The organism is Rhodobacter capsulatus (assembly GCF_005144475.1).
In the GTDB taxonomy this organism is placed as follows: domain Bacteria; phylum Pseudomonadota; class Alphaproteobacteria; order Rhodobacterales; family Rhodobacteraceae; genus Rhodobacter; species Rhodobacter capsulatus_C.
Genome location: NZ_SWJZ01000002.1, coordinates 1 through 20,041, shown reverse-complemented (window position 1 = coordinate 20,041; position 20,041 = coordinate 1). Strand labels below are relative to the sequence as shown.

Annotated in this window: 21 protein-coding genes; 5 read left to right on the top strand and 16 right to left on the bottom strand. The window is 66.3% G+C overall.

Annotation, left to right across the window (positions count from 1 at the left end):
• Positions 1 to 4: 4 nt before the first annotated feature.
• The 5 genes from FBT96_RS00180 to folK all read right to left on the bottom strand — a co-directional run bounded on the left by FBT96_RS00180 (position 5) and on the right by folK (position 4,622).
• Positions 5 to 748: a pyridoxine 5'-phosphate synthase gene (locus FBT96_RS00180; protein WP_136904389.1), complete on the bottom strand. Its 744-nt coding sequence runs from the start codon at positions 746 to 748 to the stop codon at positions 5 to 7.
• 61 nt (positions 749 to 809) lie between these two features.
• Positions 810 to 1,481, bottom strand: coding sequence for a DUF2062 domain-containing protein (locus FBT96_RS00175; protein ID WP_136904388.1), 672 nt, complete (start codon positions 1,479 to 1,481; stop codon positions 810 to 812).
• Positions 1,482 to 1,499: 18 nt separating this feature from the next.
• Positions 1,500 to 3,617, bottom strand: a complete 2,118-nt coding sequence (locus FBT96_RS00170) for a RelA/SpoT family protein (RefSeq protein ID WP_055209226.1) — start codon at positions 3,615 to 3,617, stop codon at positions 1,500 to 1,502.
• 18 nt (positions 3,618 to 3,635) lie between these two features.
• Positions 3,636 to 3,989, bottom strand: coding sequence for a DNA-directed RNA polymerase subunit omega (gene rpoZ, locus FBT96_RS00165; protein ID WP_055209224.1), 354 nt, complete (start codon positions 3,987 to 3,989; stop codon positions 3,636 to 3,638).
• A 60-nt stretch (positions 3,990 to 4,049) separates the two neighbouring features.
• Entirely contained in the window at positions 4,050 to 4,622 is a 573-nt protein-coding gene (folK, locus tag FBT96_RS00160) for a 2-amino-4-hydroxy-6-hydroxymethyldihydropteridine diphosphokinase (RefSeq protein ID WP_136904431.1), read from the bottom strand.
• A 160-nt stretch (positions 4,623 to 4,782) separates the two neighbouring features.
• Here folK and FBT96_RS00155 point away from each other — a divergent pair, with 160 nt between their 5' ends.
• Complete coding sequence (locus FBT96_RS00155) at positions 4,783 to 5,364, top strand: LabA-like NYN domain-containing protein (protein ID WP_055209222.1); 582 nt, start codon at positions 4,783 to 4,785, stop codon at positions 5,362 to 5,364.
• A 206-nt stretch (positions 5,365 to 5,570) separates the two neighbouring features.
• On the opposite strand, the gene FBT96_RS00150 is transcribed toward FBT96_RS00155, so the two are convergent.
• Positions 5,571 to 6,224 (bottom strand): pseudouridine synthase, encoded by a 654-nt coding sequence (locus tag FBT96_RS00150; protein ID WP_136904387.1) that lies wholly within the window; start codon positions 6,222 to 6,224, stop codon positions 5,571 to 5,573.
• Positions 6,225 to 6,262: 38 nt separating this feature from the next.
• A complete protein-coding gene (locus tag FBT96_RS00145; RefSeq protein WP_136904386.1) occupies positions 6,263 to 6,718 on the bottom strand; it encodes a GAF domain-containing protein in 456 nt (151 codons plus the stop codon).
• A gap of 91 nt (positions 6,719 to 6,809) precedes the next feature.
• Between FBT96_RS00145 and FBT96_RS00140 the strand changes: the two genes are divergently transcribed.
• Together FBT96_RS00140 and FBT96_RS00135 are read left to right on the top strand one after the other, a co-directional pair.
• Positions 6,810 to 7,157: an STAS domain-containing protein gene (locus FBT96_RS00140; RefSeq protein WP_013069019.1), complete on the top strand. Its 348-nt coding sequence runs from the start codon at positions 6,810 to 6,812 to the stop codon at positions 7,155 to 7,157.
• The gene (locus FBT96_RS00135) at positions 7,147 to 7,638 is read left to right on the top strand and encodes an ATP-binding protein (protein ID WP_169583085.1); all 492 of its coding nucleotides are present in this window, start codon (positions 7,147 to 7,149) and stop codon (positions 7,636 to 7,638) included. Before FBT96_RS00140 ends, FBT96_RS00135 begins: the two co-directional genes overlap by 11 nt.
• Here the strand turns inward: FBT96_RS00135 and hspQ are convergent.
• Positions 7,631 to 7,957 carry a heat shock protein HspQ gene (gene hspQ / locus FBT96_RS00130; RefSeq protein WP_013069021.1) on the bottom strand — a complete coding sequence of 109 codons (327 nt, stop codon included), beginning with the start codon at positions 7,955 to 7,957 and terminating at the stop codon, positions 7,631 to 7,633. The genes FBT96_RS00135 and hspQ overlap by 8 nt on opposite strands.
• Before the next feature lie 188 nt (positions 7,958 to 8,145).
• Between hspQ and FBT96_RS00125 the strand changes: the two genes are divergently transcribed.
• A complete protein-coding gene (locus FBT96_RS00125; RefSeq protein ID WP_136904384.1) occupies positions 8,146 to 8,721 on the top strand; it encodes a transglycosylase SLT domain-containing protein in 576 nt (191 codons plus the stop codon).
• A 39-nt stretch (positions 8,722 to 8,760) separates the two neighbouring features.
• Here the strand turns inward: FBT96_RS00125 and FBT96_RS00120 are convergent, their stop codons facing one another.
• The 4 genes from FBT96_RS00120 to FBT96_RS00105 form a co-directional block, all read right to left on the bottom strand.
• The gene (locus tag FBT96_RS00120; RefSeq protein ID WP_136904383.1) at positions 8,761 to 9,372 is read right to left on the bottom strand and encodes a LolA family protein; all 612 of its coding nucleotides are present in this window, start codon (positions 9,370 to 9,372) and stop codon (positions 8,761 to 8,763) included.
• An 83-nt stretch (positions 9,373 to 9,455) separates the two neighbouring features.
• A complete protein-coding gene (locus FBT96_RS00115; protein ID WP_136904382.1) occupies positions 9,456 to 12,569 on the bottom strand; it encodes a DNA translocase FtsK in 3,114 nt (1,037 codons plus the stop codon).
• 12 nt (positions 12,570 to 12,581) lie between these two features.
• Complete coding sequence (locus tag FBT96_RS00110) at positions 12,582 to 13,760, bottom strand: aminotransferase class I/II-fold pyridoxal phosphate-dependent enzyme (protein ID WP_136904381.1); 1,179 nt, start codon at positions 13,758 to 13,760, stop codon at positions 12,582 to 12,584.
• 117 nt (positions 13,761 to 13,877) lie between these two features.
• On the bottom strand, positions 13,878 to 15,194 hold the full coding sequence (locus tag FBT96_RS00105; protein ID WP_136904380.1) for an amidase: 1,317 nt from the start codon (positions 15,192 to 15,194) through the stop codon (positions 13,878 to 13,880).
• Between the two features lie 78 nt (positions 15,195 to 15,272).
• Between FBT96_RS00105 and FBT96_RS00100 the strand changes: the two genes are divergently transcribed.
• Positions 15,273 to 16,499 (top strand): UbiH/UbiF/VisC/COQ6 family ubiquinone biosynthesis hydroxylase, encoded by a 1,227-nt coding sequence (locus tag FBT96_RS00100; protein WP_136904379.1) that lies wholly within the window; start codon positions 15,273 to 15,275, stop codon positions 16,497 to 16,499.
• Here the strand turns inward: FBT96_RS00100 and FBT96_RS00095 are convergent.
• The 4 genes from FBT96_RS00095 to FBT96_RS00080 form a co-directional block, all read right to left on the bottom strand.
• A complete protein-coding gene (locus FBT96_RS00095; RefSeq protein ID WP_136904378.1) occupies positions 16,496 to 16,708 on the bottom strand; it encodes a Trm112 family protein in 213 nt (70 codons plus the stop codon). The genes FBT96_RS00100 and FBT96_RS00095 overlap by 4 nt on opposite strands.
• Positions 16,705 to 17,343 carry an LON peptidase substrate-binding domain-containing protein gene (locus FBT96_RS00090; protein ID WP_136904430.1) on the bottom strand — a complete coding sequence of 213 codons (639 nt, stop codon included), beginning with the start codon at positions 17,341 to 17,343 and terminating at the stop codon, positions 16,705 to 16,707. Before FBT96_RS00090 ends, FBT96_RS00095 begins: the two co-directional genes overlap by 4 nt.
• A 26-nt stretch (positions 17,344 to 17,369) precedes the next feature.
• A complete protein-coding gene (locus FBT96_RS00085) occupies positions 17,370 to 18,281 on the bottom strand; it encodes a tetratricopeptide repeat protein (protein ID WP_136904377.1) in 912 nt (303 codons plus the stop codon).
• Between the two features lie 67 nt (positions 18,282 to 18,348).
• Positions 18,349 to 19,137, bottom strand: a complete 789-nt coding sequence (locus tag FBT96_RS00080; protein WP_136904376.1) for an exodeoxyribonuclease III — start codon at positions 19,135 to 19,137, stop codon at positions 18,349 to 18,351.
• Positions 19,138 to 20,041 lie beyond the last annotated feature (904 nt).

Genomic DNA, 20,041 nt, shown 5'->3' with positions numbered 1-20,041 from the left:
CCGCTCAACGCCGCGCGTCGTCCATCAGACGGCGCATCTCGGCGATCGCGGCCTCCAGCCCGATGAAAAGCGCCTCGGCCATCAGAAAATGACCGATGTTCAACTCTTTCACCTCGGGGATGGCGGCGACGGGGGCGACGGTCTCATAGGTCAGCCCGTGCCCGGCATGGACCTCGAGGCCCAGACTGGCGGCCAGCGCCGCGGCCTTTTCCAGCGCCTTCAGTTCGGCATCGCGTTCGGCGAAACGGCCCTCGTAATGCAGGTCGCAATAATGGCCGGTGTGCAGTTCGACCACCGCCGCGCCGATCGCCGCCGAGGCTTCGATCTGCCGCAGATCGGGGCCGACGAACATCGACACCCGCGCCCCCGCCTGCCGCAAGGGCGCGATATAGGCGGTCAGCCGGGCCTGATCGCCCGCGACATCCAGCCCGCCCTCGGTCGTGCGTTCCTGCCGCTTTTCCGGCACAAGGCAGACCGCATGCGGCCGGGTGGCCAGCGCGATGCGCTGCATCTCCATCGTCGTCGCCATCTCGAAATTCAGCGGGATCTTCAGGTTCGCCCGAAGCTCGGCCATGTCGCTGTCGCGGATGTGGCGGCGATCCTCGCGCAGGTGCGCGGTGATGCCGTCGGCCCCGGCGGCCTCGGCCATCAAGGCCGCGCGCAGCGGGCTCGGATAGGCCGATCCGCGGGCGTTGCGGACGGTGGCGACGTGGTCGATGTTCACGCCAAGGCGCAGGGAACGGGTCATGGAAACCTCCGGTCAGATGCCGCCACTATGGCGAAGCGCGGCGGCCGAGGGAAGATGCCGCTCAGCCCTTGTCGTCGTCGTGATCGGAGGCGCCGACCACGGGCGGATGCGGCAGCTTCGCGGCGAGTTTCGCCAGCCGCTCCTTGAGCCGCAGCCGACGGCGGTTCTGATAGGCGGTGACCAGCGGCAAGGCGATGAAATAGCCCGCCAGACCGCCCAGAACCCCCGGCACCATCCCGCCCAGCGTATAGGGCAGGAAGACACCGTAGAAGAAATCCGCCATGCCGACCCAATGCGTCTCCTCGGCGGTGAAGATCGCCAGAAGATTGTGGCGCAGATCGGCGAAAGCATCGGCGAAGACATCCAGCAGACCGGCGGCATGGGCGGGATCGTAGCTTTGCCCCAGCATCGCATGGCCGAGCTTGATCGAGACCAGCGCGATCAGCGGAAAGGTCAGCGGATTGCCGACCAGCGTGGCGAAAAGCGAGGCCAGCACATTGCCGCGCATCAGCTTGGCCAGCAGCGCGGCCGCCAGAAGATGCACGCCGAACAAGGGCGTGAAAGACACGAAGATGCCGACGAAAACGCCCCGGGCGATGCGGTGCGGCTTGTCGGGCAGCCGGGTCAGACGGTGGCGGATGTAGCTCAGCGCCCGCAGCCAGCCCGTGCGCGGCCAGACCAGATCGCGTGTCGACTGCCCCCAGCTCCGCTTCTCCCGCCGTTTGAAAACCACGTTCTGCCTTCCGTTCCCTCAGGGTTTGCGCGACAGATCGCGCCAGCGCTGCACCTGCGCCACATCCGTCTCGGCTTCAAGCGCCGTCAGAAGCCGGTGCAGATGTTCCGCATCACGCAAGTCGACTTCTACGACAAGCGAGTAAAAGTCAGGTTTCTGATCGATGAATTTGAGGTCGGAGATATTGGCTTTCTGGGCGCCGATCAACGAGCAGATATGCCCCAGCACCCCGGCGTCATTCGCGATGGTGATCTTCAGCGCCACTGAATAGACGGGCGGGTGGCTGCCTTCGTGCCAGTGCAGATCGACCCAGCGGCCGGGCTGCTCCTCGAATTCCTCGAGCGCGGGGCAGTCGATCGCATGGATCACCACGCCCTGACCGCGATAGGTGATGCCGACGATGCGCTCGCCCGGCAGCGGCTGGCAGCATTTCGCCCGGTGGAAGGTCTGATCCGCCCCCAGCCCGATCACCGCGCGGCCGGGATCGACGGTTTCCGGGCCACGCGCGGCCAGTTCGGGATAAAGCGCCTCGACCACCTCGCGCGCCGTCAGTTCGGCCGAGCCGAGCCGGGCCAGAACCTCGGTTTCATCCGGCAGGCCAAGCGTCTTCGCCGCGGTGCGCAGGGCCTTGTCCGAGACCTTGCGGCCGACATGTTCGAACGCCACCCGGGCGAGTTCGGAGCCAAGCTTGACGAACCGGGTCCGGTCTTCCTCGCGCAAGCTTTTGCGGATCGAGGCCTTGGCGCGGCCGGTGGCGACGATATCAAGCCAGGTCGCCTGCGGGCGCTGCCCGGCCGCCGTGATCACCTCGACCGACTGGCCGTTCTTCAGCCGCGTCCAGAGCGGCACGCGGATGCCGTCGACCTTGGCGCCGACGCAGGAATTGCCGATCCGCGTGTGGATCGCATAGGCGAAATCGATCGGCGTCGCGCCTTTCGGCAGCTTGATCACATCGCCCTTGGGCGAGAAGCAGAACACCTGATCGGAATACATCTCGAGCTTGACGTTCTCGAGGAATTCGTCGTGATCGCCCTCGGCGAAGCGTTCGGTGAGCGAGGCGAGCCATTTCGCCGGATCGACGGCAAAGGGGTTCAGCGCCCGTTCGCCATCGCGATAGGACCAATGCGCCGCCACCCCGGCTTCGGCCACTTCGTGCATTTGCCGGGTGCGGATCTGCACCTCGACCCGCTTGCCGTCGCGGCCGGAAACGGTGGTGTGGATCGAGCGGTAGCCGTTCGATTTCGGCTGGCTGATGTAATCCTTGAACCGGCCGGGCACCGAGCGCCAGCGCTGGTGGATCAGCCCCAGCACGGCATAGCAATCGGGCACGGAGCGGGTGATGACACGAAAGCCGTAGATATCGGAAAGCCTTGAAAACGTAAGGCTTTTTTCCTCCATCTTGCGCCAGATCGAATACGGGCGCTTGGCACGGCCGAAAACATCGGCCTCGATCCCGGACTTTTCCAGCTCGTTGCGGATGTCGGCGGTGATCTGCGAGATCACGTCGCCCGATTCCTTTTGCAAGGACACGAAGCGGCGGATGATCGAGGTCCGCGCCTCGGGGTTGAGCACCTTGAAGGCGAGGTCTTCCAGCTCCTCGCGCATCCACTGCATGCCCATCCGGCCCGCCAGCGGCGCAAAGATCTCCATCGTCTCGCGGGCCTTCTGCGCCTGCTTCTCGGGCCGCATGCTCTTGATCGTGCGCATGTTGTGCAGCCGGTCGGCCAGCTTCACCAGGATCACCCGCAGATCCTTGGACATCGCCATGAAAAGCTTGCGGAAATTCTCGGCCTGCTTGCTTGCCGAAGAGCCCAGTTGCAGATTGGTCAGCTTGGTGACGCCATCGACCAGTTCCGCGACCTCTGTGCCGAACAGCCCCTCTACCTCGGTGAAGGTCGAGCGGGTATCCTCGATCGTGTCATGCAACAGCGCGGTGACGATGGTGGCATCGTCCAGCCGCTGCTCGGTCAGGATCGCGGCAACGGCGACGGGATGGGTGAAATAGGGCTCGCCCGAATGCCGGAACTGCCCGTCGTGCATTTTCAGCCCATAGGCATAGGCACGGCGGATCAGATCGGCGTTGCAGCGGGGATTGTAGTTGCGAACGAGCGCGATCAGGTCTTCGACATCGATCATCCGCGCTCGAACCCCTTGTCAGTCGCGACCCTGCGCATCCATCAGCGCGCGCAGCATCCGTTCCTCGTCCATGTCATCGACCCGCGGCCGGTCGATCTCGCCCGACATCAGAAGCGCCATCGCGTCTTCTTCGGGCTCGTCGACCTCGATCTGGGTCTGGTTGCTTTCGATCAGACGCTCGCGCAGATCGTCGGCCAGCTGGGTTTCCTCGGCGATCTCGCGCAGCGCGACCACCGGGTTCTTGTCATTGTCACGCTCGACGGTGATCGGCGCCCCGGCCGCAACCTCACGGGCGCGGTGGGCGGCAAGCATCACCAGCTCGAAGCGGTTCGGAACCTTGTCAACGCAATCTTCAACCGTCACGCGGGCCATCGGCAACTCCAGACCAAAGGGGGAGGTGTGAACCTCTCCCTTAGCCCCTTCCCGGGACCTTTACAAGCGGCCCTGCCCGTCGAAAGGAACGGAAAACGGGACCAACGCCGCTTTTTCGGCCGCATCAAGGTCCGCAAGCATGTCGCCGACCGTCTTTCCGATCATCGGATGACGCCACAAGGGCGCGATCTCGGCAAGGGGAATCAGCACGAAGGCCCGGTCGGCCAGACGCGGATGCGGCAGGATCAACGTCTCGGGCGCGCGCTGCATCTGCGCCTCCAGCGGCAAGCCGCGCCAAAGCGCTTCGGTCGCCGCATCGGGCCGGATCGCCCCGCCGCAGGCCAGAAGATCAAGGTCGATCCCGCGCGCCCCCCAGCGCCTTTCCCGACGCCGCCCCAGCCGCGCCTCGATTCGGTGCAGCGCCTCCAACACTGTTTCGGGCGCCATCGCGGCGGAAATCACGGCACAGGCATTGACGTAATCGGGCCCCGCCCCGGCCGGAAAGGCCGGAGACCGCCAGAATCGGCTGAGCGCCCGCAGCCGAATCCCCTCCTCGGGGAGCATTTTCAGTGCAGCAACCAAAGATTGAGCGGGATTACCCGTCTGAGTTGCAATATTCGCCCCTAGCGCAATAAAAAATGTGCTATTATCTATAAAGACAGATATCTCGGCCTCCCCGCGCTTGGTAGAAAGCGCTGCTGAACTGGTTCTCGCGGCGTATTGGGTAGAACAATTTTTCCCCGTCAACCACTCCGGACGCCACACCGCGGGGCCACGACGAAAGGACTTAATAATGTTTTACAAAGACGAACGGCTGGCCCTTTTCATCGACGGGTCCAACCTCTATGCGGCTGCAAAGGCGCTTGGCTTCGATATCGACTACAAGCTGCTCCGTCAGGAATTCGAACGTCGCGGCAAGCTGGTGCGGGCCTTCTACTATACGGCGCTGCTGGAGAACGAGGAATACTCGCCGATCCGTCCGCTCGTCGACTGGCTGCACTACAATGGTTACGCGATGGTGACAAAGCCCGCCAAGGAATACACCGACTCGATGGGGCGGCGTAAGGTCAAGGGCAACATGGACATCGAACTGGCGGTGAACGCGATGGAACTCGCGCCGCGGCTCGACCATGCGGTGCTGTTCTCGGGCGACGGCGATTTCCGCCCGCTGGTCGAGGCGCTGCAACGGATGGGCGTGCGGGTGTCGGTCGTCTCGACGATCCGCAGCCAGCCGCCGATGATCGCCGACGAGCTGCGCCGTCAGGCCGACAATTTCATCGAACTCGACGCGCTGCGCGAAGTGATCGGCCGCCCGCCGCGCGAACCGCGCGAGATCGCGCCGCCCGCCCCCTCGGCGGACAGCTCGGACACCTGACCGCTCACGGCAGGAACGGAGAAGACGGCGGTCCACTCCCGCCGTCTTTTTCGTTTCGGCGGACGGAGCGGGGCTCTGCCCCGCACCCCGGGATATTTGCGCCAAGGTGAAAGCAGGGCCGGGGTCCATTTCATCTTGCCATAAATACCTCGCAGGGGTCCGGGGGCGCGAAGCCCCCGGCCTGCATCGTTCAGAACGGGCAGGGTTCAGAACGGACAGGGCGCGGTGAAGGTCATGAACTGGCCGCCGTCGGGATGGCGCAGGCGCAGGCTTTCGGCATGCAGCATCAGCCGCGGAAAATCGCGCGCGGGGCCCGTGGCATAGAACGGATCGCCGAGGATCGGATGGCCCAGTTCCAGCATGTGCACCCGCAGCTGATGGCTGCGCCCGGTCAGCGGGGTCAGCCGCACCCGGGTCGTGCCGTCGGGATCGTGGCGCAGCACCTTCCAGTCGGTCTGCGCGGGCTTGCCGTTCTCGGGATCCACATGCTGCTTCGGCCGGTTCGGCCAATCGACGCAAAGCGGCAGATCGACCCGGCCCGCCTTCGGCTCCAGATGCCCCCAGAGCCGCGCCAGATAGTGCTTCTTCGTCTGCCGGTGCTCGAATTGCAGCCCCAGATGGCGTTGCGCATGCGCCGTCAGCGCGAAGACCATCACCCCCGAGGTGTCGCCATCCAGCCGATGCACCAGAAGCACCTGCGGAAAGGCGCCCTTCAGCCGCTCGATCAGGCAATCGGCCTTGTGATCGCCCTTGCCCGGCACCGAGAGCAGCCCCGATTGCTTGTCGACCACGAGGATTTCATGGTCGGCATGCAGGATGCGCGGCGGCTCGGGCGGGGGCGTGTAGACATGCTCGGTCATCGGCCCGGCATGGCGCGGGGGCGTCGTCGCGTCAAGCCTCAGAGCGTGCCGAAGACATCGGCGAGGATCGCTTCCAGCGCCGCCGCATCGGCCTCGGTGAAGGCGTCGGGCTGATCGCTGTCGATATCGAGCACGCCGATCAGCCGCCCGCCCGCGCCGAAGACCGGGATCACCAGTTCGGACCGGGTCGAGGAGGAGCAGGCGATATGGCCCGGAAAGGCCTCGACATCGGGGACAAGCTGGGTGCGGCCCTCGCGTGCCGCCGCGCCGCAGACGCCGCGCGTGAACGGGATCACCAGGCATCCGTGTCCCCCCTGATACGGCCCGATCTTCAGCACGCCGGGTTCGGTGACGCGGTAAAAGCCGGTCCAGTCGAAGCGGTCGTCGGCATGGTGGATCTCGCAGGCGAGCGTGGCCATCAGCGCCACCTCGTCGGTCTCGCCTTCCGTCAGGGCGGCGAGGGTGCGGGCCAGCACCGCGGGGTCAAAGGTCATCGGTCTTCCTTCATCATTCTTTCCGTCAGATACGGATTGGTAAGCTTTCGCCCTTAGTCTGAACCAAATCTTTCGGGGCCGGAGAGGCAAGATGAATCTTTATGCGGAATCACGCGGGGGCGCGCTGGTCGTTTCGGTGAACGAGGAACGTCTCGATGCCGCCATCGCCATCCGGTTCAAGGAGCGGATGCGGGAAGTGACCAGCCAGCCCGGCGGGCGGGTGGTGCTGGACATGTCGCAGGTGGAATTTCTGGACAGCTCCGGGCTGGGCGCGGTGGTGGCGGTGATGAAATCGCTGACCCCGGACCGGCGGCTGGAGCTGGCGGGGCTGACGGCGAATGTCGAACGGGTGTTCCGGCTGACGCGGATGGATTCCGTCTTCGTCATGCACGAGAATGTCGAGGCGGCACTGCGGGCGGGGCTGCGCCATGTTGGCTGATCGTCCGCAACCAGGCCGCGGCCCGACCGAGACCCCAAGGCCGGAGCCGAAGATCTTCCACCATTCCTTCGCGGCCGATCCGCTGTCGGTCCGTTTCGCCCTGCGCACGGCGCTGGCCCGGTTCCTGCGGCAATTGTCGCAAGACGAGGCGGGCACGCTGGAACTGGTTCTGGCCGAAGTTCTGAACAACATCGTCGAACATGGCTATGGCGACACCGGGCATGGCACGATCACGCTCTCGCTGGTGCGCGATCACCGCGGGCTGAGCTGCTCGATCAGCGATGACGGGGTGGAGCTGCCGCGTTCCTGCCTCGACCTCGGCATCGACGATTCGCAGCGCCCTGCCCCCGATACCCTGCCCGAAGGTGGTTTCGGCTGGTTCCTGATCCGCGATCTGGTCGAGGAGCTGGGCTATCACCGCGAAAACGGCCGCAACCTGCTGGCGTTCCGGCTGCCGTTGAAACCGGGTTCGATCAGTTGAGCTGGAACTGCAACGGGTAACGCCCGTCCTCGAAATCCCCGAACAGATCGCTCAGATCGGGGTGATCGATCGGCTCGCCGGAATTGTCGGGCAGAAGGTTCTGCTCCGAGACATAGGCGACGTAATAGGTCTGATCGTTTTCGGCCAGCAGATGATAGAAGGGCTGATCCTTGGCGGGGCGGCTCTCTTCCGGGATCGCCTCGTACCAGGCGTCGGTGTTGGAAAACATCGCATCCACATCGAAGACCACCCCGCGGAACGGGTGCTTGCGATGTCGGACGATCTGACCGATGTGATATTTGGCAAGCGTCGTCTGCATGGTAACCCCCGATCATCATTTTTAAACCTTCCGGCGTTTCCTGTCCATCGCCGCCCCGCCCGGGGCCCGGAAACAATCTGTGGACTCGCGCCCAACAGTGCTCACGGTTTCGCGACACGGTTTCGCTTTCGTTGCGGGGCGAAATTCCCTAAACTGTCGCAAAACTAAGCCGAGCGGGCAGAGCAGACATGAAAAAATTCCTGATGTTGGCCGTTCTCGTGGCCGTCGCCTCCTGTGGCGGCGGTGGAAAAGCGCCGCGCAATCTTGACAACGCCTGCCTGCTGGCACGCGAAAAGCCCGCCTATTTCAAGGCGATGCGTCGTGCGGAAAAACGCTGGGGCGTGCCCGTGCATGTGCAGATGGCGACGATCCATCAGGAATCCAAGTTCATCCCCAATGCCAAGACCCCGCATCGCTACGCGCTGGGGGTGATCCCGATCGGGCGGCAAAGCTCGGCCTATGGCTTCAGCCAGGCGCTTGATTCGACCTGGGAAGATTACAAGCGCGACACAAGTTCCTGGGGCGCGAAACGGACCCGGATCAGCGACGCCACCGATTTCATGGGCTGGTACATGGACGGCTCGGCCGACCGGCTCGGGATTTCGAAATGGAACGCCCGGGACCAATATCTCGCCTATCACGAGGGCCGCTCGGGCTATGCCAAGGGCAGCTACAACGACAAGGGCTGGCTGCTGGCCGTCGCCGACAAGGTCGCCGCCCGCGCCGAGATGTATCGCAGTCAGCTGAAATCCTGCGGCGGCTGAACCCGCCCCATTTCTGGCGCGTCTCAGTTCTTGCGGGCCTCAGTTCTTGCGGGCTGCGGTCTCGGCCACGATCGAGAACATCAGCGAGCCCGGATCGACGCCGGGCTTCAGCTGATCGAGGATCACCACCGTCTTCGCCCCGGTATCGTCGGTGATCACCCAGCGCCGCAGCGTGATCGGATTGGCCGAAAACACCAGCCGGATCGTGCCGTATTCCGGGTTTTGCGGATCTTGCGCCACCACGGCGGTATTCGCCCCCTCCGCCTCGTGGCCGACCACCATCCGCGCCTGGGCCAGGTCGATCCTCTCCGCAAGGATCAGGTTCAGGGGCGTGCGCTTGAGCGGATATTGCTCGGCGATCTGGTTCGACTTCGGATCGAAGATCGCCACCTGCCCGCCCGAGGCCAGCACCAGCGTCTTGTCATCCGTGTATTCGAAGCGCATCCGCCCGGGCCGCTTGAGATACAGCTTGCCGGTCGATTTCGAACCATCCGCATTGACCTGGGTGAAAGCCGCCTCGGCCGTCGTCAGCCCGTTCAGATAGGCCGAAAGCTGGGCCAGAGGGATCTTCTCCGCCCAGGCCGGGGCGGCAAGGGCGAGCATGAGGACGGGCAGAAGGGCGGCCACGGGGGCGAAACGCATCAGGGTCATGGGACCAACTTAATCCAGATCGGGCAAAGAAAAAGCCCCGCGCGGGTCACATCGCGCGGGGCCGGGATCACTTTCCTGCGCCCTTACTGTTCGGGCACCAGAATTTCGCGCTTGCCCACATGGTTGGCGGGCGTCACCACGCCCTGCTCTTCCATCTGTTCCACAAGCCGCGCGGCCTTGTTGTAGCCGATGCCCAGCTTGCGCTGGATATACGACGTCGAGCATTTGCGATCCTTGATCACGATCGCCACCGCGGTATCGTAAAGTGCATCCTCGGCATCGTTGCCGCTGTTGCCAAGGCCCAGCACCGCGTCGATGTCCGAGGCCGCTTCCTCGTCCGGCCCCTCGACCACGCCCGACATGTATTCGGGCGGCCCGAAGCTTTTCAGATGGCTGACGATTTCCTCGACTTCCTCGTCGCTGACAAAGGGCCCGTGGATCCGGGTGATGCGCGCGCCATTGCCCATGTAAAGCATGTCGCCCATGCCCAGAAGCTGCTCGGCCCCCTGCTCGCCCAGGATGGTGCGGCTGTCGATCTTCGAGGTGACCTGGAAGGAAATCCGGGTCGGGAAGTTCGCTTTGATCGTGCCGGTGATGACATCGACCGAAGGCCGTTGCGTCGCCATGATCAGGTGGATGCCCGAGGCCCGCGCCATCTGCGCAAGCCGTTGAATACAGGCCTCGATCTCCTTGCCCGCCACCATCATCAGGTCGGCCATCTCGTCGACGATGACGACGATATAGGGGAAGGGCCGGGGCTGGAATTCCTCGGTCTCGAAGACGGGCTCGCCGGTGTCCTCGTCAAAGCCGGTCTGCACGGTGCGCTTGAACATCTCGCCGCGGTCCATCGCCTCGCGGACACGGCCGTTGTAACCCTCGATGTTGCGCACGCCCATCTTCGACATGCGGCGATAGCGCTCTTCCATCTCGCCGACGACCCATTTCAGCGCCACGACGGCCTTTTTCGGATCGGTGACGACCGGGGAAAGCAGATGCGGAATGCCGTCATAGACCGAGAGTTCCAGCATCTTCGGGTCGATCATGATCAACCGGCATTCCTCGGGCGACAGCTTGTAGAGCAGCGACAGGATCATCGTGTTGATCGCCACCGATTTCCCCGAGCCCGTCGTCCCCGCAATCAGCAGGTGGGGCATCTTCGCCAGGTTCGCCACCACGGCCTCGCCGGCGATGTCCTTGCCCAAGGCCAGCGGCAGCCGCATGTTGCTGTCGCCGAAATCGCGCGCCGACAGGATCTCGCGCAGCACCACCTTTTCGCGATGCGCGTTGGGCAGTTCGATCCCGATCACCGAGCGGCCGGGCACGGTCGAGACCCGCGCCGAGAGCGCCGACATCGACCGCGCGATGTCATCGGCCAGACCGATCACCCGGCTGGCCTTGAGCCCCGGCGCCGGTTCCAGCTCGTACATCGTGACGACCGGACCCGGCCGGACCGAGACGATCTCGCCCTTCACACCGTAATCGTCGAGCACGCTTTCCAGCATGCGGGCGTTTTCCTCCAGCGCCTCGTCGGACAGCTGATGGCGCTGGATCGTGCCCGGATTGGTCAAAAGATTCAGCGGCGGCACTTCATAGGCGGGCTTCTCCGGCGTCTCGAAGCGCAGGGCGGGCTGTTCCTCGGCGATCGCCTGTTTCGAGGGCGCCACCGGCTTGCGGACAGGCGCCACCACGCGGCGCTCGGGCGCGGGCGGGGCCACGGTCGCACGCAGCGCCGAGATCTTCGGCATCGGCGCGGGCTGCGGCAGATCCTCGCCCAGATCGGAAAAGACATTGCGCTCGAAGGCTTCTTCTTCCCAGCTGTCCTCGGCCGGAACCGCCTCGACCGGACGCGCGGCGCTCATCGGCTGCGACCAGTCCGGCTCTTGCGGCGCGGGCATCGGCGGCGCCGTCACCGCGGGCGCGGCCAGCACCGGGGCAGCGATGGGCGGCGTGGCGGCCGCGCTGCCCGGCATGTAACGCGGACGCGCCTGCAGCGGCGGCTCGACACGTTTGAGCGGCGCGGCCGGGGCCTTGGGGCTGCGGGCCAGCCGGGCCGAAACCGCCGCCAGCACCGAGGCCGGGGCTTCGGGCTGCGGCGCGGGTTGGACCTGGACACGCGGGGCATAAAGCTCGGGTTCGACGCGCATCTGCGGCGCGGCAACCGGCGCGGCAGGCGCGGGCATCGGCGCGGGCGCCGGAACCGGGGCCCGGGTCTTCACCGCATGCTGAATGCGCGCCTTGATCCGGTCTTCGCTGGGGGCCTCGGACTCGGGCATCGGCCAGGCCTGCACCGGCTCGACCAGCTCGGCCTCGGGCGCGTCATACATTTCATAGGGGGCATAGGCCGGTTCCGGCTCGACCGGACGGCGCACCCGCGAGGCGACGGCCGCCCGCACGATATCGGCGCGTTGCGGCTGCGGAGAATGCGCGCCCGCCTGCCAGTCCTGCTGCGCCTGCCAGGCCGCCTGCTGCTGCGCCAGCGCCGCCGCCTGCGCCCGACGTTCGCGTGCCAGCTCGGCCGCCTCGCGCGCCATCCGCACCGAGGCGGAGGCGCCCTTGCCCAGCGCCGTCATCGCCGCGGCATAGCTCGCCACCGTGCCCAGCATCAGAAACCGGGTCAGCGCGCCCAGTTCCAGACGGTCGAAGCCGGTGACGAACAGCGTGATCAAAAGCGTCAGCGCCGCCATCACCACGGTCATCAGCTTCAGCCCGATCGAGCCCTCGACCGGCGACAGCCCCAAAAGCGATCCGGCGATCATGTCGCCGAAATTGCCGCCCAGACCATAGGCGCGGCCCCATTCGGCGCCGGGCACCAGCAGCGCGGCATAGACCGCCGCCACCGCAATCGCGATCGGCAGGAAGACCATCCGGCCCGTCACCCGCTCTTCGCCGCGGTGCAGGATGTGCCGCCCGCCCCAGATCGCCAGCGAGATCGGCAAAAGCCACGCCCCGCGGCCGACGATCACGATCAAGGGCGAGGCGATGCCCGCGCCGATCCGGCCCAGCCAGTTCTGCACCGGGGCATCCGACACGGCCATCCAGCTTGGGTCCTCGGGCGAATAAGAGGCCAGCATCAGCGTCGTCATGACCGCCAGCGCCAGAAAGACCACCCCCAGCAGTTCCCGCCCGCGGCGTTCCAGAACGGCCTGCGTGTCCTGGTCGAGCAGCGGTTCGCGTTGCCGCGCCTGAAAGGATGCCATGCTGAACCCTCCTTACGTGAACAGGCAGTCGCGCAGCCTGATCAGCCCGCGCCGCGTTTCGTTTCTTGGGGCGACCAGAGCCACCCGGATATAGCCCTTGCCGGGGTTTTCGCCCTCCACGTCGCGGGCCAGATAGGCCCCCGGCAGGACACGCACCCCGGTTTCGGTCCAAAGCTTCACCGCCGCTTCCACGCCGTTCTCGACCGGCAGCCACAGAAAGAAGCCGCCCTCGGGCAGACGGAAGCTGTTGACACCGCTGAAGATTTCCGCGGCATCGGCGTATTTTTCCGCATAAAGCGCGCGGTTTTCGATCACATGCGTCTCGTCGGCCCAGGCACGTTCAGAGACGCGCTGAATGGGTTGCGGCAAGGGCGCCCCGGCATAGGCGCGCAACTGCCGGATACGCTGCATCGCCTGCGGACCGGCAGCACAAAAGCCCGAGCGCAGCCCCGGCAGGTTCGAGCGTTTCGAGAGCGAATGGAAGATCACCACCCGTTCGGGATCGGTGCCGGTCTCGGCGGCCACTTCGATCGCCCCGGGCGGCGGGGCGTCGCGCCAAAGCTCGGAATAGCATTCGTCGGAAAACAGCCGGAAATCGTGTTTCTCGGCCAGCGCCAGCAGCCGGGCCAGATAATCGCGACCGGCGACCGAGCCCTGCGGATTGGCGGGCGAGCACAGGTAAGCGATCGTCGTGCGATCGAGGATCTCGGCGGGCAGGCTTTCGTAATCGGGCAGGAAGCCGGTCTCTTCGCTGGCCGGAACGAAGACCACCTCGGCGCCCACGGTTGCGGCGGCGACGGCATAGACCTGATAGAACGGGTTCGGCACCAGAATGACCGGGCGCTTGCCGCGCTTGCTTTCGGGGCAGAGCGCAATGGCGGCGTTGAACAGCCCCTCGCGCGTGCCGTTCAGCACCATCAGCCGGTTTTCCGCCACGTCAACGCCGTAACGCCGCCCCAGCCAGCCGGAAATCGCCGCCAAAAGCGCGGGCGTGCCGTCATTGGCCGGATACTGACCGAATTCGTTCAGGCTGGCCGCCAGCACCGGCCCGACGAAATCGGGCATCGGGTGGCGTGGCTCGCCGATGGTCATGGCAACAGGCTCGCCCCCCGGTTTCAGGTGGTCGAGCAGCGTCCGCAACCGCGGAAACGCATATTCGGGCAGGTTCGCAAACCGCTCGGGAAACTCCATCTATGCCTCATCTCCGGGGTCGTTTCGCCCCGTTTGCAGCAAAACTACCCAAGCTTGTGGGTCACGTCCAGAAAAAGCGCATCTGCTGCGCCATTGGGCGAGCGGGATTGTGACTTTTCAGCCAAGCGCCGCCTCGGCCGCAAGGGCCAGACGGCACAGGGCGGCTTCCTGCATCGGCTTGCCCATCAGGGAAATCCCGCACATCGGCTCGCCCGTGGGCAGGGTCAGGGCGCACAGGCCGAAGATGTTGGCGATGCGGGTGTTGCGCAAGGCCAGCAGGTTTTCGGCGGCGAAATAGGCCGGATCGGTCAGCAGACGCGCCGCATCGGGCGGCAGGATCGGCGCGGTCGGCACAAGCACGGCATCGTATCCCGCCACCGCCGCCTGCCACTCGGCCCGGTAGCGGTCGAGATCGTCCCAGGCCTTGACGTAATCGGCCGCGCGGATCTCGGCCCCGCCGCGAAAGCGCTGCAGGATCACCGGATACATCTTCTCGGGCGCGGCTTCGATCACTTCGGCCCAAAGCCCGTAAGCCTCGGGGGCGAAAACAACGCCCGACAGGTCCATCGCGGGCGCGAGCATCGGCAGCCCCCGGCGTTCGATCCGGGCACCAGCCCGTTCCAGCCGCGTCACGGCGGCCTCGAAGCCGCGCACCGGCGCTTCGCGCGCCGAGGCGAAGGGCAGCCCGTCGAGCACCAGAAGCCGCGTGCCCGACAGCGTCGCCCCGCGCAGATCGGGGGCGGTGCGGCCCTCGATCGCCGCCAGAACCAGCGCGCAATCCTCGACCGTGCGGGCGAGCGGTCCGACCGTGTCGAAGCGCTTGCACAAAGGCACGACGCCCGCGGTCGAAACGCGCCCCGCAGTCGTCTTCAGACCCACCAGATCATTCCACGCCGCCGGGATCCGCACCGATCCCCCGGTATCCGACCCCACCGCCGCCGCCGCCAGACCCAGTTTCACCGACACCGCCGCCCCGGAACTCGACCCCCCCGGCGCCAGACCCGCGGTCACCGCATTCGGCGGCGTCGCGGTCATCGGGTTGATCCCGAGGCCGGAAAAGGCCAGTTCCGTCATGTGGGTCTTGCCCAGACAGACGCTGCCCATCAGCGTCGCCGCCTGCAGCACCGCGGCATCCGTCGCGGGCACCCGCCCCACCAGCAGCCGCGAGCCCGCCTCGGTCGCGATGCCCGCCGTGTCGAACAGATCCTTCCAGCTCAGCGCGACGCCGTCCAAAGGCCCGCGCGCCAGACCGTCCCGCAGCCGGGTCCGCGCCGCCATCGCCTCGGCGCGGGCGCGTTCGGGGGTCAGCCGGGCATAGACATCGCTGCGCCCCGCCGCCGCGTCCAGATAGGCCTCGACCATCTCGACAGGATCAAGCCTGCCCGCCGCCATCGCCTGCCCCTGCGTGGTGGCCGACCAGAACCGTTCCAGCATCGCAACCCCCTTCGTTTTGCACAGGCTAACGGGCGCGCAGGCAATGGACAATCCCGCAGCCCGCGCCATATTGGGCGCATGACACAGGTTCACGACGTTCTCATCGCCGGCGGTGGTCTGAATGGCCCCGCGCTTGCCCTTGCCCTCGCGGGCGCGGGCCTTTCCGTCACCGTGATCGACGCCGCCCCCGCGACGCGCCGCGCCGAGGACGCCTTTGACGGCCGCGCCTATGCGCTGGCGCTGGCGTCGCAGAAATTGCTGGCCGCGCTCGGGCTTTGGCCCGCCGTCGCGGCCGATGCGCAGCCGATCAACGACGTCAAGGCCTTCGACGGCCGCCCCGGCGAAGGCGCCGCGCCGTTCTTTCTGCATTTCGACAGCCGCGAGCTGGATCAAAAGCCGGTCGGCTACATGCTGGAAGACCGCTTCCTCTATCGCGCCTTTCTGGCGGCGATGCAGGCGAACCCCTTGATCACGCTGATTTCCGAAACCTCGGTCGTGGCGCAGGAGGTTCTGCCCGGCGCGATCCGGGTGACGCTTTCGAATGGCGAGAGCCTCTCGGGCCGGGTGCTGATCGGGGCGGACGGGCGCCGCTCGGGCGTGGCCGAACGCGCCGGGATCGGGCGCGAGGGCTGGGGTTACGGCCAGACCGCCCTTGTCGCCGCGCTGGCGCATGAAAAACCGCACGACGGCATCGCCTATCAGCTGTTCATGCCGAACGGGCCGCTGGCGATCCTGCCCTTGACCGGCAACCGCTCGTCGATCGTCTGGAGCGAGACCGAAGCCAACGCCGCCGTGATCGCGAAACTCTCCGACGATGATTTCATGGAACTGGTGCGGCCGCGCTTTGGCGATTTTCTGGGCAAGATCAGCCTTGTCGGGCCGCGCTTCAGCTATCCTTTGAACCTGACGCTGGCCAAGGCCTATGCCGCGCCGCGCGTGGCGCTGGTGGGCGATGCGGCGCATGGGGTGCATCCGATTGCCGGTCAGGGGCTGAACCTGGGCCTGCGCGATGTGGCGGCCCTGGCCGAAGTGCTGATCGGCGCGATGCGGCGCGGCGAGGATATCGGCTCGATCCACACGCTGGAACGCTATCAGCTGTGGCGGCGCTTCGATGCGACCACGCTGGCGCTGGGCATGGACACGGTCAACAAGCTCTTTTCGAACGACAATCCGCTGCTGCGCGCGGGGCGCGATCTGGGCATGGGGCTGGTTCAGGCGATCGGCCCGCTGCGGCGCGGCTTCATGCGGCAGGCCGCGGGGATCTCGGGTCCGCAGCCGAAACTGCTGCAGGGGCGGCAGATCTAGTCGAGCTGCCGCGCCTCGTCGACCAGCATGATCGGGATGCCGCGGCGGATCGGAAACGCCAGCGCCGCGGCCTTTGACACCAGCTCCTGCCGTTCCGCATCATAATGCAACGGCGCCTGCGTCAGCGGGCAGACCAGCGCCTCCAGCATGCGCCGGTCAAAGCCGCCGCGCTCGGCCTCGGGGGCAAGCTGCGGCAGGCTTTCGGTCATTGCGGCCGCTCCTCGATGCCGCCGTGCAGCGCGAATTCCATCAGCGTCACCAGGGTCTCGCGCCGGGTGGGCAGGCTGGGGGCTTCCAGAAGCGCCTGTTTGTCCTCGGGTTCGAAGGGCAAAAGCATCGAGAGCGCGTTGATCAGGAATTCGTCCTCGGCATCCTTGAGCGCCTCCCAATCGGTATCAAGCCCCTGCGTGTGCAGGTAGCGGCCCAGCAGGTCGAGCAGGCCGTCGCGGTTGAACCCGGGGTCATGCTCGGGGTTGCCGATGTCACGGGGAAAGTCGGTCCAGCCGATCTCGGCGCGGATATAGGGGCTGTCGCCGCCGATTTCGCGCTGCAGCCGGAAGCGGGACACGCCCGAAAGCGTGATCATGTAGCGGCCATCCTCGGTTTCGGAAAAGCCGGTCAGCCGCCCGGCACAGCCGATGGCGGAGAGCTTTTGCGCGCCGTCGCGGCCCTTGCAGGGCTGGATCATGCCGATCAGCCGTTGCGGGGTCGCCATGCAGTCTTCGATCATCTGCAAATAGCGCGGTTCGAAGATATGCAGCGGCAGCCGCCCCCGGGGCAGCAAAAGCGCCCCCGGAAGCGGGAAGAGCGGGATCTGGGCAGGCAGGTCACTGGGTTTGATCATCCGCATCAGATAGCCCGCCCCCGCGTTCAGGCAAATATCATCGACGACAAACGACGCCGCCCTTTGACCACGATCGGATCGGCGGGCTTGAGGCTGTCGAAGATGGTGAAAAGCTGGGTTTTCGCCGCGCCCTCGTTCCACTCGCGGTCGCGGCGGAAGAGTTCGAGAAGCTCTTCGACCGCCTCTTCGACCTGACCTGCCGCATGCAGCGCGGTGGCGTGATCGAAGCGGGCCTGATGGTCGTTCGGATCGGCGGCCAGCTTCGCTTTCAGCTCGTCCAGCGGCCCGGCCTTGGCGGCCTGCTTCGCCAGCGCAAGCTGCGCCCGCGCGGCCTCGACCGGGGCGGCACTGGCGATCTTGGCCGGCGCCCCCGCCAGGATCAGCTCGGCCTGATCCAGATTGCCCGCCGCCAGATGCGCCCGCACAAGACCGCCGTAAGCTTCGGCATTCTCGGGCTCTTCGCCGAGGATCGCGGCGAAGGTCTCGGCCGCATCGACGGCCGCGCCCTCGGCCAGCATTTCCTCGGCCGCGGCCAAAGCCTCGCCCAGGCCCCCGTCGCCCGCCAGACCGGCCAGCTTCTCGACGAAGGCCTTGACCTGCGAGGCGGGAATCGCGCCCTGGAACATGTCGACCGGGCGGCCCTGGTAAAAGGCGACGACGGTCGGGATCGATTGCAGCGGCAGGCCCTGCTGCGCCAGCACCTGCGCCAGACGCTGGTTCTCGTCGACGTTGATCTTGGCCATCACCACCCGGCCCTTGAGCGCGTTGACGGCGGCTTCCAGCTGCGGCCCGAGGGTCTTGCAGGGGCCGCACCAGGGCGCCCAGAAATCGACGATGACCGGCACGGCCATCGAGGCGTCGACCACCTCGGCCATGAAGGTCGCCTCAGAGACATCCTTGACGAACGTTTGCGCGGGTGTCGTGTCGGTTCCGAACATGGAGGTCCTCTTGTTGGATCTTTGCCCCTATATGCGCCGCCGCCCCGGCCGCGCCAAGGGGCGCCGTTCAAAGATCGAATGTCGCAAAGACCGGGGCATGGTCCGAGGGCTGCTCCCAGCCCCGCGCGGCGCGCAGGATCCGGCTGCCGTGGGCCGCGCCCGCGATATCGGGCGTCGCCCAGATGTGATCCAGCCTGCGGCCCTTGTCGGCCCCGTCCCAATCGGGCGAGCGATAGGACCACCAGGAATACAGCGGCCCCTCGGGGATATCGGCGCGGGTGACATCGACCCAGCCGCCCGCCTCCTGCGCCGCGGCCAGATGCGCGACCTCGATCGGCGTATGCGAGACGATCTTCAGCAGCGCCTTGTGGTTCCAGACGTCATCTTCGCGCGGCGCGATGTTCAGATCGCCGACCAGAATCGCCCGGTCCGGCCGCTGGGCGTGGAAATCGTCGCGCATATGGGTGAGGAAATCGAGCTTCTGGCCGAATTTCTCGTTTTCCGCCCGGTCCGGAATGTCGCCCCCCGCGGGGACGTAGAAATTGTGGATCGTGACGCCGTTTTCGAGCCGCCCGGCGATGTGGCGCGCATGGCCAAGGTTCGCGTAATCGCCAGCCCCCGCCTCGACCATCGGCCGTTTCGACAGGATCGCGACGCCGTTGTAACCCTTTTGTCCGCGCGCGACGTGATAGCGGTAGCCCAGTGCGGCAAAGGCGGCGAAGGGGATCTTGTCGACCGGGCTCTTGCATTCCTGCAGGCAGAGCACGTCGGGCGCCTCCTCGGTCATCAGCTTGCACACCAGCGCCTCGCGCAGGCGGACCGAGTTGATGTTCCAGGTGGCAAGGGTGAAGGTCATGGGCAGGCTCCTTTGGGCTGCGCGAGCATCGCCCGGCGCCGCGGAAAGGGCAAGCCTTCGGGCGAGGCTCCGGGTCGACCCCGGTGCAGGACGGACGGTTGCGACCTGCTGCGCGATTGCGGGCGATCTCCCGAAACCGACGATCGCGGTCGAGGAAGAGCGGCGTCATGCGCCCTCCCCCGCGTGCGGGAATCACCGCTTTTGAGGGGGACGCGCCGCCTGGACTGGCCCGGAAAATGTGAAGAGCTCCAGCTGAGGAAGCAGAAGGTGTTCCAAGGGAACCGGGAACAGACCGACGCCGGAGTTTCGGCGTCAAGCCGTGCGACGGGCCCCGACCCGTGGCAGGACGCGGCGGGAGAATTCGGTCCTGAAGCCGGAGCGCGACATCTTAAAAAAGCCGCGGCCTTCTGCGCGAAAGAGGCAGGCCGATGACCTTCGGCTTCCTCGAGGCAGAGCAGGCCAGCGTCCCGATCCGCCGGAGGTGCCGTGTTCCGGCTGTCCGCCAGAGCGGCGTCTTCGCCTGCCAGGAACGGCCTGCCTGTCGCCGCAGCCGCTTGATCGCATGACAGAAACGGCGCTTCAAACGGAAGACGGACAGCGAACATGCATGGCCAATTGCCCCGACCCTTGTGGCGCAGGACTGCACGGCGGATGGCCCGGACAGGAAGCGGGGGGCGGGCATCTCCTGGATCTGGACGGCAGAGGGCTGTCTTCCCCTCGCCATCGTGCCGGACCTCTGCGCGCGCCGCGTCGTCGGTTGGGCGACGCGTGATCGTCTGAAGCGCGATCTGGCAGTGGACGCCCTGCGCCGTGCTTTGGTGGCTCGCCCCCCGCGCCGGGGCGGGTCCATCATTCCGACCGCGGATCGCAATACGGCTCGGTCGACGATCACGCGTTGCTCCGC

Coding starts and splice junctions, on each gene's coding strand:
- FBT96_RS00180 (WP_136904389.1), bottom strand. CDS start 748: ATGACCCGTTCCCTGCGCCTTGGCGTGAACATCGACCACGTCGCCACC.
- FBT96_RS00170 (WP_055209226.1), bottom strand. CDS start 3,617: ATGATCGATGTCGAAGACCTGATCGCGCTCGTTCGCAACTACAATCCC.
- rpoZ (WP_055209224.1), bottom strand. CDS start 3,989: ATGGCCCGCGTGACGGTTGAAGATTGCGTTGACAAGGTTCCGAACCGC.
- FBT96_RS00155 (WP_055209222.1), top strand. CDS start 4,783: ATGTTTTACAAAGACGAACGGCTGGCCCTTTTCATCGACGGGTCCAAC.
- FBT96_RS00150 (WP_136904387.1), bottom strand. CDS start 6,224: ATGACCGAGCATGTCTACACGCCCCCGCCCGAGCCGCCGCGCATCCTG.
- FBT96_RS00145 (WP_136904386.1), bottom strand. CDS start 6,718: ATGACCTTTGACCCCGCGGTGCTGGCCCGCACCCTCGCCGCCCTGACG.
- FBT96_RS00140 (WP_013069019.1), top strand. CDS start 6,810: ATGAATCTTTATGCGGAATCACGCGGGGGCGCGCTGGTCGTTTCGGTG.
- FBT96_RS00135 (WP_169583085.1), top strand. CDS start 7,147: ATGTTGGCTGATCGTCCGCAACCAGGCCGCGGCCCGACCGAGACCCCA.
- hspQ (WP_013069021.1), bottom strand. CDS start 7,957: ATGCAGACGACGCTTGCCAAATATCACATCGGTCAGATCGTCCGACAT.
- FBT96_RS00125 (WP_136904384.1), top strand. CDS start 8,146: ATGAAAAAATTCCTGATGTTGGCCGTTCTCGTGGCCGTCGCCTCCTGT.
- FBT96_RS00120 (WP_136904383.1), bottom strand. CDS start 9,372: ATGACCCTGATGCGTTTCGCCCCCGTGGCCGCCCTTCTGCCCGTCCTC.
- FBT96_RS00115 (WP_136904382.1), bottom strand. CDS start 12,569: ATGGCATCCTTTCAGGCGCGGCAACGCGAACCGCTGCTCGACCAGGAC.
- FBT96_RS00110 (WP_136904381.1), bottom strand. CDS start 13,760: ATGGAGTTTCCCGAGCGGTTTGCGAACCTGCCCGAATATGCGTTTCCG.
- FBT96_RS00105 (WP_136904380.1), bottom strand. CDS start 15,194: ATGCTGGAACGGTTCTGGTCGGCCACCACGCAGGGGCAGGCGATGGCG.
- FBT96_RS00100 (WP_136904379.1), top strand. CDS start 15,273: ATGACACAGGTTCACGACGTTCTCATCGCCGGCGGTGGTCTGAATGGC.
- FBT96_RS00095 (WP_136904378.1), bottom strand. CDS start 16,708: ATGACCGAAAGCCTGCCGCAGCTTGCCCCCGAGGCCGAGCGCGGCGGC.
- FBT96_RS00090 (WP_136904430.1), bottom strand. CDS start 17,343: ATGATCAAACCCAGTGACCTGCCTGCCCAGATCCCGCTCTTCCCGCTT.
- FBT96_RS00085 (WP_136904377.1), bottom strand. CDS start 18,281: ATGTTCGGAACCGACACGACACCCGCGCAAACGTTCGTCAAGGATGTC.
- FBT96_RS00080 (WP_136904376.1), bottom strand. CDS start 19,137: ATGACCTTCACCCTTGCCACCTGGAACATCAACTCGGTCCGCCTGCGC.